General features: G+C 67.3%; 15 protein-coding genes and 1 pseudogene. 11 read left to right on the top strand and 5 right to left on the bottom strand.

The annotated features are described in order from the left end of the window. Nucleotides 1-6 precede the first annotated feature (6 nt). From V1634_RS29180 to V1634_RS29170, 3 genes are read left to right on the top strand one after another with little or no spacing between them, the layout of a single operon-like run. The gene (locus tag V1634_RS29180; protein ID WP_331210940.1) at nucleotides 7-732 is read left to right on the top strand and encodes a DUF2637 domain-containing protein; all 726 of its coding nucleotides are present in this window, start codon (nucleotides 7-9) and stop codon (nucleotides 730-732) included. Continuing rightward, nucleotides 729-2,480: a type IV secretory system conjugative DNA transfer family protein gene (locus tag V1634_RS29175; RefSeq protein WP_331210939.1), complete on the top strand. Its 1,752-nt coding sequence runs from the start codon at nucleotides 729-731 to the stop codon at nucleotides 2,478-2,480. Before V1634_RS29180 ends, V1634_RS29175 begins: the two co-directional genes overlap by 4 nt. Further along, the gene (locus tag V1634_RS29170) at nucleotides 2,477-2,821 is read left to right on the top strand and encodes a hypothetical protein (protein ID WP_331210938.1); all 345 of its coding nucleotides are present in this window, start codon (nucleotides 2,477-2,479) and stop codon (nucleotides 2,819-2,821) included. Before V1634_RS29175 ends, V1634_RS29170 begins: the two co-directional genes overlap by 4 nt. 60 nt (nucleotides 2,822-2,881) lie before the next feature. Here V1634_RS29170 and V1634_RS29165 read toward each other — a convergent pair whose 3' ends face one another. Then, nucleotides 2,882-3,070 carry a hypothetical protein gene (locus tag V1634_RS29165; protein WP_331210937.1) on the bottom strand — a complete coding sequence of 63 codons (189 nt, stop codon included), beginning with the start codon at nucleotides 3,068-3,070 and terminating at the stop codon, nucleotides 2,882-2,884. Between the two features lie 818 nt (nucleotides 3,071-3,888). Here V1634_RS29165 and V1634_RS29160 point away from each other — a divergent pair. The 8 genes from V1634_RS29160 (at nucleotide 3,889) to V1634_RS29125 (ending at nucleotide 9,009) form a co-directional block, all read left to right on the top strand. Continuing rightward, nucleotides 3,889-4,077, top strand: a complete 189-nt coding sequence (locus V1634_RS29160) for a helix-turn-helix domain-containing protein (protein ID WP_331210936.1) — start codon at nucleotides 3,889-3,891, stop codon at nucleotides 4,075-4,077. Nucleotides 4,078-4,330: 253 nt separating this feature from the next. Beyond that, nucleotides 4,331-4,588: a hypothetical protein gene (locus V1634_RS29155; protein ID WP_331210935.1), complete on the top strand. Its 258-nt coding sequence runs from the start codon at nucleotides 4,331-4,333 to the stop codon at nucleotides 4,586-4,588. After that, nucleotides 4,585-5,220 carry a hypothetical protein gene (locus tag V1634_RS29150; protein ID WP_331210934.1) on the top strand — a complete coding sequence of 212 codons (636 nt, stop codon included), beginning with the start codon at nucleotides 4,585-4,587 and terminating at the stop codon, nucleotides 5,218-5,220. The genes V1634_RS29155 and V1634_RS29150 overlap by 4 nt, the downstream gene beginning before the upstream one ends. Nucleotides 5,221-5,504: 284 nt before the next feature. Beyond that, complete coding sequence (locus V1634_RS29145; RefSeq protein WP_331210933.1) at nucleotides 5,505-5,741, top strand: hypothetical protein; 237 nt, start codon at nucleotides 5,505-5,507, stop codon at nucleotides 5,739-5,741. Beyond that, nucleotides 5,738-6,175 (top strand): hypothetical protein, encoded by a 438-nt coding sequence (locus tag V1634_RS29140; protein WP_331210932.1) that lies wholly within the window; start codon nucleotides 5,738-5,740, stop codon nucleotides 6,173-6,175. Before V1634_RS29145 ends, V1634_RS29140 begins: the two co-directional genes overlap by 4 nt. A gap of 118 nt (nucleotides 6,176-6,293) precedes the next feature. Then, nucleotides 6,294-7,412: a hypothetical protein gene (locus tag V1634_RS29135; protein ID WP_331210931.1), complete on the top strand. Its 1,119-nt coding sequence runs from the start codon at nucleotides 6,294-6,296 to the stop codon at nucleotides 7,410-7,412. Between the two features lie 524 nt (nucleotides 7,413-7,936). After that, nucleotides 7,937-8,536: an HNH endonuclease gene (locus V1634_RS29130; protein ID WP_331210930.1), complete on the top strand. Its 600-nt coding sequence runs from the start codon at nucleotides 7,937-7,939 to the stop codon at nucleotides 8,534-8,536. Further along, nucleotides 8,533-9,009: a phage terminase small subunit gene (locus V1634_RS29125; RefSeq protein WP_331210929.1), complete on the top strand. Its 477-nt coding sequence runs from the start codon at nucleotides 8,533-8,535 to the stop codon at nucleotides 9,007-9,009. The genes V1634_RS29130 and V1634_RS29125 overlap by 4 nt, the downstream gene beginning before the upstream one ends. Before the next feature lie 471 nt (nucleotides 9,010-9,480). Here the strand turns inward: V1634_RS29125 and V1634_RS29120 are convergent, their stop codons facing one another. From V1634_RS29120 to V1634_RS29105, 4 genes and pseudogenes are all read right to left on the bottom strand, one after another. Continuing rightward, entirely contained in the window at nucleotides 9,481-10,032 is a 552-nt protein-coding gene (locus tag V1634_RS29120) for a hypothetical protein (RefSeq protein WP_331210928.1), read from the bottom strand. Between the two features lie 66 nt (nucleotides 10,033-10,098). Next, nucleotides 10,099-11,562, bottom strand: a complete 1,464-nt coding sequence (locus V1634_RS29115) for a recombinase family protein (protein WP_331210927.1) — start codon at nucleotides 11,560-11,562, stop codon at nucleotides 10,099-10,101. Nucleotides 11,563-11,588: 26 nt separating this feature from the next. Further along, nucleotides 11,589-12,440, bottom strand: a pseudogene (locus V1634_RS29110) (ComEC/Rec2 family competence protein); the annotation flags it as partial. Continuing rightward, the gene (locus V1634_RS29105; RefSeq protein WP_331210926.1) at nucleotides 12,437-13,294 is read right to left on the bottom strand and encodes a ComEA family DNA-binding protein; all 858 of its coding nucleotides are present in this window, start codon (nucleotides 13,292-13,294) and stop codon (nucleotides 12,437-12,439) included. The pseudogene V1634_RS29110 and the gene V1634_RS29105, both read right to left, overlap by 4 nt. Nucleotides 13,295-13,314: the final 20 nt, after the last annotated feature.

The raw sequence follows: 13,314 nt of genomic DNA, 5'->3' as shown, positions 1-13,314 counted from the left end.
TCACCGATGAACCTGACTGCCCTTACCTCTCGCCTGTCCACTCTCGTTGTCGCCGGGGTAGCCGGCTGGGCGAGTTACACGCACATCGTCAAGGTCGCCCGGGAAGCGGGAGAGCGGCTGTCCGTTGCGGCCGTCTACCCGCTGGCGATCGATGGCCTGATTGTCGTCGGCACGCTGGCGATGCTTGAGGACAAGCGCAACGGCCGGAAGCCTCGCCTGTCCGCTCGCGTCGCCGTTGCGTTCGGGGTGGTCGCCACCCTGGCAGCGAACATCGCATCGGCTCAGCCGACCGTTACGGCTCGGCTGGTTGCGGCTGTGCCTGCTCTCGCGTTCCTTATCGCCGTTGAGGTGCTGAGCCGGCAGGGCAAGCGAATCACCGAGCCTGAACCGGTGAGCCTGCCGGCCGTTGAGCCGGCCGAGCCTGAGCCGGTTGCCGTCGAGCAGGCGACCCCTGAGCCGGTCAAGCCTGAGCCGGTCAAGCCTGAGCCGAGCCGCAAGGCTCAGCCCAAGCGGGTTGTACCCCGGTCGGCAACCTCCGCTGATCTGGTGATGCGCGCTCACCGCGCCGAGCCGGACGCGACCCATGCCCGGATCGCTGAGCTTGCCGGGGTGTCGCTGGCGACGGTGAAGCGCTACCGGCCTACCCGCTCCCCCGGTTCGCCTTCCCGGACGGAAGCTGCGGACACTGCCGTCAACGGCCGTACGCCTGAGCTTGCCGGGGTGACGGCATGACCGAGCTTGAGCGGATCATCCGCCGGCTACGGCGCAAGCACACCGTTCCCCGCGTGGTCTATCGGTACCTGTCCGGCCGTCCCCTCGACGGTCGGGCGGGGTACCGCTACCTGAGCCGTGGTGCCGGTCGGCTCACCGGCTGGCAGCGTCAGGTGATCCGGCTCGGTGCACCGGCTACGGCTCTACTGGCAACGGCTCACCCTGAGCAGGTCGGCTCAGTGGTCGGCTCGGCTGCCGTGGTGGTGGGCTACCGGCTCAGACGGAAGCTGACCATGCGCCGGTTCAACCGGGCGTACATCGCTCCTACCCTGGCTGCCCTTGCCCCGGCGATGGGCATGCAGAACGGCGTACGCCTGCACGTTGATCCGTCGTTGGGCAACCTCACTCCCCGGCTCGCTAAGCCTCTGTCACCGGCTGAGACTGCCGTACGGGCCTGGTATGGCGAGCGGGTAGAACCGGTGATCCGCTGGCTTCCTGAGCGCGCTCAGCGGGCAGCCTGGTCGATGCAGCGGGCAGCCGAGCCGGTCACGTCAAAGCTGGCTCTGTTCCGTCGTCCGGTCGACGGTGACCGGGGCCCGCGCATCGAGTTGGAGGCAGACACCCCGTACCTGACCAGGGAGCAACGGCAGCTTGTCTCGTCGATCATCGGCAGCAAGATCCCCGTTGCCGATCTGGTCGAGGCGTGGCACCAGGTGGGCCCACGGGTGCGGGCAGTCTGGACCGTGCGCAAGCGTCCCCCGGCCCGGGTCGGTGTCGACCAGGTCGCCGAGCAGCTTCCCCGGCTGGCCGAATGGGAGTTCTACATCGGGCAGGGTGCAGGCGACCGGCCGGTGATCCTGTCTCTGCGGGACGACTCCCCGCACATCGCGGTAAGTGCCGGTACGGGTGCGGGCAAGTCGGTACTGGCCGAGCTGGTCGCGGTGCAGGTACTCAACCGGGGTGGCCGAGTCGTCATCCTCGACCGGAAAGGCTCGCACCGCTGGGCGCTCGGGTTGGCTGGCGTTGACTACTGCACCCGGCCGGCGCAGATGCATGACGCCCTGGTCAAGCTGGCCACGCTCGCCGATGAACGGAACACGCTGGCCCTGCACGAGCCGGAAGACTGGGACTGCGGTCCCCGCGTGCTGGTCATCGCCGAGGAGTTGAACGCGACCATCGGGCAACTGGTCAACTTCTGGGCCGAGGTGCGCGGCAAGGGTGACCCCAAGCGGTCCCCTGCCGTGTCGGCTCTGGCTGACCTGCTGTTCATGGGTCGCTCGGCCAAGGTCAACGTGCTGGCTATCGCGCAGATGCTCACGGCTCGGGCGATCGGCGGACCCGAGGCGCGAGAGAACTTCGGTATCCGGTGCTTGGCCAGATACACCGCCAACAACTGGAAGATGCTGGTTCCCGAGGCAGCCATGCCCCGGGCATCCCGGACCCTTGGCCGGTGGCAGGTGGTCATCGGCGGACAGGCCACCGAGGTGCAGGTGGCGTACCTGTCTGCGAGCGAAGCTCGGCAGCTTGCATGTCCCCGGTCCCCGGGGACTTCCCAGGTCACCGACCTATCAAGCCCTGCCGGGGACTTCCTGACGCTGCGTCAGGCGATCGATGCCGGGGTACTGCCGTGGAAGCTGGACGCAGCGAAGAAGCGGCTACAGCGGAAGGTAGGGCAGGTCCCTACGCCGAGGGGCAAGGAAGGAAACGCGGACCTGTACGCCAGAGCAGACCTTGCCCGGTGGGCAGCCGGAGAGAGGATCAGCCAGTGATCGCAACCATCACCTACGCCGACCATGTTGCCCACCTCGACCCGGTGACCGGTGAAGGTCTGTTGATCCTCCCCCGGGTCGCCGACGACATCGACCCGCTTGCCGGCCCGACCACCCTGCACGCTGCCGGCTGGGACCACGCCATGAGGGACCTCGACCGGCGAGGCTGGGAACCGAGCGAGGATGACAGTGGCGACCTGGTCCACGTCGGCACCACGGCGGACGGGCGACCGGTCATCGGTCTGTACGGGCGGGAGCCGGTCACGTCGACACCAAGCGTCGAGCAGGCGGCCGAGGCATGGCGGGAGTTGCTTGCCGTCGCCCAGGTGGTCACCGAGTAGCCCACCAACGAAGATGCCCCGGCACCCATCAGGGGTGACCGGGGCACTTCCGTTCCCGGGTCAGTCTGCGGTCAGGTCGGGCCGATGCTCGGCGATCCATCGCGCCACGTCCCGACGTCGCCACACCTTGCCCATTGCCAGCCTTGCGACGGGATCAGGGAAGCCCTTGGCGTTGGTGATCACGTTGACTCGCTGCCGGCTGATACCGCCGAGCATGTCTCGAATCTCCGCCACGCCAACAAGGTCCACGGCTCTTGACGCTAGACGTCGGCATGTGTTACGGGAGGAACAACGTCAGATGACTAGAGCTTGAGCCGTTGACGCTCGACTAGGGCAGACGACACCATGTGAGGATGCCCAGCGATAGCGCACCCAAACCGGGCCGGTTGTCGATCTTTCGACGAAACCGCCCCCGGCCGGTTGTCGTGCCAGGCGACACCCTGTACGCCCCTGAGTTCGCCCACTTCCAGCCGTACGACAGCACGGCGCGAATCCTCGGAGACCTCCGCCTACGGATTACCGCCGTCCCGGTCGACGCAAAGCCGGTACGGGAGGGCTTCCAACTGTTGCGCGGATACGTGGTCGACGCCGATGGCTTGGAAGCTGTCGCCGAATCCTGGCACTACGTGCGCTTAGCTTCCTGCCGGGTGTCGATGCCACCAGGAAGCGAGGGCACAGCACCCCCGTAGAACCCGCTGAGAGCCACGCTGCGGGGCGAAGGGTTGGCGGGGGTAGTCAGGTGTAGGCGTCGAGCGTCAAGGGCTCTGAGGGCAGCCGGGGCGGTTCGGGGTGTCGCGTGGCCCTGGTCACCCCTGCGCAACAAGCCCCAAGATCAACCCGTCTTACTAGTAGAGGGTTCAACCGCCGAGTCGGTCGACCAAGCCGCCAGGGTGAGCCCGGTCACGATGCCCGGTAAAACTCCCAAGATCAACCCGTCTTACTTGTAGAGGGTTCACCACCGAGCAATCCGAGCACCACCACGCACGCCGTGTCCCACCAGGGGATGCGGCGTTTTTTCATGCCCATCGACAGTGACAACGACTCACCACCATGAGGGAGGAACACCCGTGATCACCATCGACGACATCGACTACCTCACCCCCAACGAGGCAGCCGAACGCCTCGGAGTCACCCCCGCAACGATGCGGAACTGGCGTAGCGACGGACGCTCACCTGTCCCGTACCGGAAGCTACTCGGCAAGATCCTCTACCCACTGGCCGAGGTTGAGCGCGTAGCGCGGGAGCGTGGCCGTTGAGCGCAGAGGAACTACGGCGCATCGCCGAGCGCATCGCCAGCCAGGCACCGCCCCTCACCCCCGAGCAGAGAGCCAGACTCCGCCGTCTACTCAGCGGCGAATGAGCGGGTAGACCCAGTGAGCAACGTACCACCAACCTGAGGAGATCAACCGTGACCATCTCTGACCGCACCCTGTACGCCCTTGCCTACCTGCTCAGCGTGGTCGGGGTGCTGACCGTACTGCCCGCCTGGCTATCGGCGCTCGGCGCGCTGTGAGCCGCAACGACAACGACGACCAGGAGGTGACCGACGTGAGCCGCAAGCGCAAGCGGAACCGGCCAGGAGCACAGCGACCAGCGATGACCAGTTCACCGTTTCGGATGACCGTCGAGGAGTGGGCACGAGACACCGGCCTGAGCGTCGAGCAGGTCCGTGAGGACATCGACGCACTGATCCTCAAGGGCTGGCTGATCCCACTGGCACCCGATACGTGGATCCTGACGGTCCCACAGGGAGACGCGGCATCGTGAGCAAGAACAACGGCACAGAGTTCCGCCCCCTGGACTTCATCCGGGGAGTCATGGAAGACGACGGGCTCGACACCCGCGAGAAGGCTGTCTTGGTGGCAGCGGCGATCGGAACGGATAACCCGACGTTCAAGGTCAAGCGCAGCTTGGCTCGGCTGGCCGAGCTGGCGAAGTGCGACCGGGGCAGCATGTCCGAGCTGATCGAGCGTCCGCAGGTCTCCCGGTACTTCGCCAAGGTTGACCGGCCGAACCGGCGGCGGGTGGATCTCTGGCTGCGACAAGAGCCGGCCGAACATGTAGATCCCGTCGACACTCAACATGTCGACTCCATCGACAAGCAAGGCGAACGGTTGCCGGTCGAGCCGACTCAACATGTCGACCCCATCGACATCACATGTCGACCCGATCGACATGACATGTCGACCCCATCGACACCATCTGCCCTTCATCTGCCCCCATCTGCTTCTACTCTGCCCGGCAACTTCACTCGACCGAGCCAGGTCGAGGAGCCCACCCGCTCAGTCTGGGATGACATCGAACCTCCCGAGCCGGCTGCGCCGGCCGAGCCGGTCACGGTCAAGACTCCCGAGCCGGTTGCCGATGTGTGGGACCTGGTCCTGAGCGAGAGTCAGTAGCCCGGGGCGCTGTGCGCTACGCGCGCCGTGCCGCTGTGCTCCCGGTCAACCAGGCAGCGGCGAGAGCATGAGCGGCCGGAGGCCGCATCACCTGGGCGACCTGCTCAACAGGTTGGGGCCCGTTCGGGCCCACCATCGGGAAGCTTCCTGCCGCTGCCCCTCTGCCCAGAGGTACCCGGGCACTCTGCTCCGCGCTCGCCACTGCACCGCGAGAGCAACCCTCCCCGATCACCCTGCCGGCGCTTCACGCTGCCGGCCATCACCATGAACGGAGACACCGACCAGTGACCACCCCTCCACCCAAACCCACCAAGAAGGAACGCCAGGCTGCCCATGACCTGGCCCACCAGCGATACGCCTTCGCCAGTGACGCCAAGCGCAACGCCGCTACCCGACTCGCTCAGGTGCAGGCCGATCCCAACGCCACCGCCGACGAGATCACCGAGGCAACCGAAGCCCTGAGCGAGGCAACGGCGCTCTACCGGTCTGCTCAGGCTGCTGTCCGGGATGGTCGCTGGTGACCACCTCCACCATGGCCAACCCCGCTGATCTCGCCGTGTCCGTCATTCATGCCGCCTACTCACACCTTGCTCGCGTCGAGCGGTTGCCGGCCGGCACGAGCCGGATCGCCCCCGAGGGAGTGAAAGACCTGCCGGCGATTCTGGTCCGGCCGACCCGAGACGTTCCGATCCTCGGTCGTACTGGCGACTGGGCATCCTGTCGCGTATCGGTTCTGGCCTTCCATCGGGATGGCTACCTGGAACTGTCCCCGGATGACTTGCGCGGCAAGGCGGGACAGGTCGATCCCGGGTACCTGCCGGCTGATCTCGACCACGTGTCTCTGAGACTCACCCGCGCGTCCGCCGATAGGGCTGTGCGGTTCATCCGTACCGACAGCGGCGTCTACCTCGCCGCCCATCGCTGGTCGGCCAGCGTGCGCCTGTCTCGCCGCTGACCCCTTACACCACCAACCCCTGCCCGTTCGTCGCTCAGCGGCGATCTCAGCGGGCTACAGCACCACCCATCCCGGGCCGGCCACCTGCCGGCCTTCAACTGTCTCTGGAGGAATTCCCGTGGCTACGAAGCCCAACAGCAAGCCCACCCGCACCGCTACCGACATCGCCGCCGAGATGCTGACCGAGGCTCGGGCCCTGGTCGACCAGCGACGCACCGAGCATGAGCAGGCCGAGGAGACGCACGCCGAGCTGATCACCCGGTTAACCCGTGGCGACGCCAGCGTGAGCGCGCTCGACCTGGTAACCGCCGAGGCTGAGATCACCCGTCTCGGCTACCTGGTCGAGGCTGCTCGGAAGGCAGTCACTCCGGCTGAGAAGGCGCTCGACTCCGCGCAAGCGGTCGACTCGCCGACGCTGGCCCGGTTCGTTGCTGAGCGGATCGAGGCTGACCCGTTCGCGTTCGGGGTGTACGGCTTCCCGGTGACGGTCAACGCCGATGACCGCAGCAACCCCGGCGTCTACGTCAACCAGGCCAACGCCACCACTACCGATCCCGCTACCGGCATCATGTCCGGTCGAGTCGGCATCACCGTAGTCACGCCGAACGGCACACCGGTTGACGGTGGGGCCATGCTGGCTGGTCTCGCTGCCATCGAGTCCAGCGGCGCCGCACTGGTGGGCGCCTCGGCAAGCCCAAGCCCTGCCGGGGTAACCCTTGATGTCCGTCTGTCCAACGTCAAGCCGGACATGCCGAACCTGCCGGCCGACGTCGACAGCAAGGCGTTGCGGAACTTCGCCTTGGACCTGATCGGCGACATCACCAAGCGGGGCGGCTGGTCCGACCAGCGCAACGCCGATCCGTACGGCGGTGGCATGTACGGCAACACTCGGGGCGACTTCGGAAACCAGGCCAAGCGGATCTTGTCGGGGCTTGAGTCTGTGACCGTCGCCAGCGACGGGCGGAACGGCGACCAGGAGCGGCGCACCGTGCGGATTGTCTTCGACCTGTCGTCTCGGCTGTACGGCATCCGCGACTTCAGCGAGTTCACTCGGGCCAGCATCGGCAACCTGCCCGGCGAGATCGCGGCCGGCATCGGTCGGATCAAGGAGGCGCGGGTAGTCAGCGAGGAGCCGAGCACCGAGAAGCCGACCCCGGGCCAGGAGTTCAGTAACTCGCTCAAGGCTGGCGTGCGGGTGGTCGTCGAGGTTGACGCTGTCGCCCGGATCGCCGGCTGACCGAGGGATGACGGGGGCGGAGGGAGAGCCAGGCTGCGCCTGGCCTCCCGCTGGACATCGGGCGTTGCCCGACTGTCCTGAGGTCCGCCCCGCTCCCCCATTCCTGTGTGGGCACGACATGAGCAACGAACACGCCACAGACCGGGGATGCCTGGTCGACGGCTGCGAGCAACCCCGGCACGGGCGCGGCTACTGCGGCCGGCACCGTCGGCGCATCCTGCGGAACGGGGACCTAGCCCTACGCATCGGCCGGGAGCGAGAGAACCCCGGACTGTGCGATCAGTGCGGAACCCCGATCCGGCCGAGCACCCAACGAGCACCCCGGTTCTGTTCTCACGCCTGCCGACAGCGCGACGTGCGACGCAGACAGCGAGAGCGGCTAGCCCGCTCAGCGGCCCACTGACGGCCGAACAGATCAACACCCACCCCCAAGTAGGGCACAGGATCTCAGCGCGTCTCAGAGCCTCTGAACGGGCTACCTGACCCTGTGCCCTTGCTGATCCATGACTCAGGAGACAGAGACAGTGACAACGACCATGACCACCACCGGGCGAGCCTGCCGGGAGTGCGGCGGTTCGATGGAAGGGAAGCGACCGCAGGCCACCTACTGCTCCCGCTCCTGCAAGGAACGGGCTTCCGCGAAGCGCCACGTGACGGAACGGAACGCCCGACAGAAGGGCACCCGCACGGCATGGAAGAAGACTCACCGTAAGACCGACGCGGGCAAGGATGAGCGCTGGGCTGAGCAGGCCAGGCGGCGTGCCCGTGCGGCTGGCGCTCCCGTGGTCGAGCTGGTGAAGCGCGAAGTCGTGTTCGCTAGGGACGGCTGGATCTGCCAACTCTGCGGTGAGCCGACGTTGCGGGAGACCGGGCACGATCCCCGGTCTGCCTCGGTCGATCACACGGTGCCGCTGGCCGAGGGCGGTTCCCACACCTACGACAACACCGTTACCGCCCACCTGGCCTGCAACGTGTGGGAGAAGCGGACCAAGCCTCTCGACGAGTACTGGCTGATTCGCTGGGACTCAGTCAGCGGCGAAGCGATCCCGATCGGTCGGGCGGTCATCTGGACCCTGCTCGACCCTGCCGGCGACCAGGCCGAGACCTCGGAGGTGACCGCGTGAGGAACCGCAGCGAAGACAACATGCCCGGCGACTACAACCGTCCGGCCGACGAACGGCGAGCGGCATCGAACGCTGCCCCGGTAATCGTGCTACGCGGTGAGCGCCAGGTGGTGATCCCTGGGCCCGTTGACGACTGGCACCCCACCGCATCCGACATGTGGCTTGCCCTGATGGACAGTCCGCAGGCCAGCATCATGACCTCGGTTGACTGGGCGTACGCCCGGTTCTGCTTCGGTGAACTGTCCGCCTACCTCAACGGCGAGTACGCCTCGCGAGGCAGGACCAAGGGCAAGAGTGCCGTTGCGCTTGAAACCGTCGATCGGCTCTTGCGTGGCGTGATCATCCCTCCCGCTGACCGCCTACGCCTGCGGATCGCCATCGAACCACCGCCACCACCGGCACCCCGTGAGCTGACTCTCGATGAGCTGATGGGCGAGCTTGAAGCCGAGGAGAGGAAACTCGGCGATGGCTGAGTCTGACAGCTACCGCCCTGAGGACATCCTCAGGCAGCAAGGCGAATCCTGGCTCAGGGCCGCACGGCGGGGAGGCTCGGACGCCCTGTCTCGGGCTGACTGCCTGCGGATGGCGCGGGAGTTCTTCGATTGGGCGCGGCAGGTGGCCGAGCGAGACGGGTAGATCGGGTGGATTGGGGCCCGGGAAGGTGGATCCGGGGCCCCCGTTACCCCCGGTTTAAAAGTTCCCCGGGGCTGCCACGGATTTCCCGCGCTAAGACGTGGCGGTACGGAAGGCCAGGCCGAGAGGGTCACACCCCCACCTCCCACCCAACACCCCTCGCCGTGGCCCGATGTCCGTTTCGTAGTGGGCATGTCCGGGTTACATCCGCTCGACGGATGCATCTATCTCCGCAGTTCAGATACCCCGTACTTCAGACGGGGTATGCGTTCGCCCTGGTCAGCAGCTACGGCAGGGCCAGGGGGCATGAGTCACCGCTGAGACTGAGGCTCCGGGTCATCAGGATCGTCTCTCTTGCGAGAACGCTGTTCTGGGATTAACGGTCTCCGGAGTCTTATAAGGTTTCGCAGTGCCGCCATCTCCGCCGTTGTCTCACGATCAGATGCGGCAAGTATCCGTTGGGCCCAGTTCTCGATGCCCGACTCGTTGATGTGGTGCACTTGTCCCTGCATGCCACCAATCGCAGTGCTGGCATTGATAATCTGCACGTTCACGCCTCGTAGGGATCTCTCAGCATCATGCAACTGCTCGCTGATACTCCCCTCGTTGGTCGAGGTCTCTGTCAACGTTGCTCGCAGTTCCTCAGTCTCTTGCTGTGCCTTGGCAAGAGCCTCCTGCACGCGGGTTAGCTCGGCTTCCATCCTGGTCATCAGGGTCTCAGCCATCTGCACAGACTTATCAGCGATGTTGATCTTTCTCTCTCGCCCGTGCAGGAGGTACGTAACCCAGGCTTGCAGCACGGCACCAACACCCAGGGCGGCAAGGAGGGCGATGCCAGCGGTGATCTTCTCGGCGGTGGTCACTGTGCCTACCTGGGATTGACGGGGGTTCAGTCTTGGCAGGCTACCAACTTGCTCCAACGGGCAGAGTTACACCAACCCACGCTCAGCCCACGTCTTCTCGTCACCTCGCCAACGACTGTTGCCGAGCCTGGCAGGGTCCAGCTTCCGGGCACCCCGGTACGTCTTGCCGACGCGCAACTCAAGCAGGAGCGCGACCACCTCGCGCTGCTGGCCGATCGTCAGCCGTTCCCACCTCTGCTCGACACCGGGCCCGACCAAGTCCCGAACCAGCGGCGGCACCTCGACATGCTCGGCCCTCCGCTCGGCATCTTTGATCTCGTCGAGCAACCTCCGCTCGATCGCAGCCATACCACCGGGAGTGATCTCGTTGCGTGCGGCTGCGGCATACCACTCCTCAAGTCGCGCCTTCTTCTCGTCGGCTTCCTGCCGAGCCTGCTCAACCTCTCCCGTGTTTTGCGGCGGTGCGAGTAGGTCGAGCGCATCGGGGCGGGACAGGCGAGCCATGAGCACAGCCACCACGAATTCCTCAAGAACGGTTGTCTTGATCGACACGCAGAACCGTTCCGCGCACAGGTAGGCGTAGTGCGTTCGGTTCTTCTGCACTCGCATCCGTCCATCGCAGACGTCGCATACAGCGGCACCGGACAACAGGTGACGGACGGATGACTCCCGCTGTGTCCTACGCCGTGGGTCAGTCAGGATGGCCTTGCAGGTCGCGTATGTCTCGTCATCGATGATCGCTGGCCAGTCGGCATCACCTACGATCTTGCCGAGGTGTACCCGCTTCCCGATGTATCCGGGGTTCTGTACGGTCCGGCTGATCTGGCCGAGGGTCCACCCCTTCTCGCCACCCCTCGGCGTTGGGATGCCCCGGCGGTTGAAGTCCAGCGCGATCGAACGGCTGGCTTCCCCGCTAGCGACGCGTCGAGCAGCTTCCCGGATCACCTCGGCCTGGTCCTCGTTCACCACCTGGGCGATGAAGTTCCCCCGGTCGTCGTAGGTCCGCCGGTAGCCGTAGAGCAGCTTCCCGTGTGGCTTGCCGCTGGCAGCCTTCGCACGCACCGACCGTAGGATGCGCTCCCGCGTCTTCTCGCTCTCGTACGCCGAGTCAACGCCATCTTCTGCCAGGGTGCGCCAGTCGCGCGGGTTCTCAAGGTCGTACGTCCGCCGATGGGTCACCACATGGATGCGGACTCGACGGCGACGACAGAGGTTGAGCAAACCTGCCCAACCTTCGAGTTCTCGACCGCCACGAGATGACTCCCAGAGGATCAGCACGTCAACATGCTCGGTGGCTAGGTAGTCGAGTAGCTTCGCGTACTCTTCGCGCTGCTTCCGGGCGTAGCGGCTGGCTGAACGATCGTTGTCCACGAACACCCGGGCAACGGTCCATGCCTGGTCGGCTGCCTCTTGCTGGCACTCGTGCTCCTGCTCGCCGACCGACCGACGCAGCCTCTTGTCATCGTCGCTGACTCGGGCGTAGATGACGGCGATGACTGCGGCGCGTAGCCCTGGTTTCGTTCCTCCCATGGCGTGCTACAGTACCACTACCCCTAAGAAACGTTCGTACCGGAGACCGCTGTCAGGTGCGTCATCCCGGTGGTCAGGAAGTCCTCCTCGACCGCCGGTTCCAGCCGGCTGGTGTCGCCGACCACCAGTCCCGGCAGCAACCCGCCCGGCTCGGTGGGCAGCGGCGCACAGGCCCGTTGCAGCCCGGCCCGCAACGTGCCGGCCGCCCGCTGTGCCCAGGACGGGCTGCTGCGCAGCACGGGTGGGGTGCTGACCGTCAGCACGGCGGCGGTGAGGTCGCCACCGCGCGGCGGCGCCAGTCGCCCGGTGGTGGTCAGCCGCTGGCCGGGCAGTAGTTTCCGCCAGTCCGGATCGGTGGCCAGCACCAGGATCCGGACCGACACGCTGACCCTGCTCTCCCCCTCCTCCGGGGCCACCCAGACCAGCCGGGTCGACAACAGATAGGTCGCCGGCCGGCCGGCGACCCCGCCGATCGACCGTGGATCCTCCCGGACCACCAGCTCGGCGCCGACCCTGGCGCGTTCCTCGGCCAACTGGCCGATCGGCGGGGCGTCCCGTACCCCCAGCCGGGCGGCCGTCGCCGCGCTGCCGCAGACCACGCCGAGCAGTACGGTCACCACCACCCAGCCGTGCCGGCCCAGCATCGCCGGCACCCGGCGGGTCAGCCGACCGGACAGGATCAGTGCGGCGCCGCCGGCCAGCACAGCGGCCAGTACGGCCGGCTCGGTGCCGAACAGGAGCCCGGCCAGCGCCGACAGCCAGGCGCCGACCGCCAGCCCGGCCAACCGCAGATCCGGCGGCCGCCGACCGGGACCGGCCGGGTCTGCGGCGTCCTGACCCGCATCCGGCGGTCCCGGCGGATCGAGTCGGCCGGTCACACCGTCACCAGGTCCTTGAGGTCCTCGTAGCGGGCGTCGCCGATGCCGGTGACCTGGCGGAGGTCGGCCACCGAGCGGAATCCGCCGTGCTCCTCGCGGTGCGCCACGATGCGTTGGGCGAGCACCGGACCGACCCCGGGCAGTGCGTCGAGTTGCGCCACGGTGGCGGTGTTGAGGTTGACCTTCCCGCCGCCCGGTTGGGCACCGGTGGCTCCCGCAGGTGCCCCGGGCTGGCCGGCGCCGGCCGGGCCACCCCCGGGCGGCGGAGTCACCCCGACCAGGATCAGCTCGCCGTCGGTCACCTTGCGGGCGAGGTTCAGCAATGCCACGTCGACGCCGGGCAGCGCGCCGCCGGCGGATTCGAGGGCGTCGGCGACCCGGGCACCGGCGGGCAGGCGCACCAGACCGGGGCGGCGTACCTTGCCGGCCACCGCGACCACCACCTCGGCGGCACCGACCGCGGCCCCCGAGGTCGACGATCCGGGTCCGAACGTGCTTGCCGGGGCGGGCGGGGGCGTGACCGGCTCGCTCCGGGGCCGGGACAGCCAGGCCCAGCCGGCCGCACCGAGCACCACGACGACCGCCACCACCGCGAGGGCCTTGACCCCACGCCGTCCCGGATCGAAAGCCCTCGGACCCGCCGGGTCGAAGGCCCCCGGACCCGCCAGCCGACCCGGCTCCGTCGCTGCGTCGGGCCTCGTCGGTGCGTCCGCCTCTGTCGGTGCGTTCGCCGACGGAGCTGGTCCGGTGCCGGCGGGGTCGGAACCGGCGCTCGGCCGCTCCGCCGGGATGACGTTGCCGCCGAGCAGCCGGGAGAGCCGTTGTCGCACCAGTACTTCGTCGTCGTCGGACACCCGGCGAAGGTAGGCGACCG

This window comes from Plantactinospora veratri (assembly GCF_036421995.1).
Taxonomy (GTDB): domain Bacteria; phylum Actinomycetota; class Actinomycetes; order Mycobacteriales; family Micromonosporaceae; genus Plantactinospora; species Plantactinospora veratri.
This window is presented reverse-complemented; position numbering and strand designations above follow the sequence as displayed.

What these genes read in the sequence shown, in the direction of transcription:
- V1634_RS29115 (WP_331210927.1), bottom strand. Translation starts at nt 11,562, where the DNA reads ATGGGAGGAACGAAACCAGGGCTACGCGCCGCAGTCATCGCCGTCATC.
- V1634_RS29180 (WP_331210940.1), top strand. Translation starts at nt 7, where the DNA reads ATGAACCTGACTGCCCTTACCTCTCGCCTGTCCACTCTCGTTGTCGCC.
- V1634_RS29175 (WP_331210939.1), top strand. Translation starts at nt 729, where the DNA reads ATGACCGAGCTTGAGCGGATCATCCGCCGGCTACGGCGCAAGCACACC.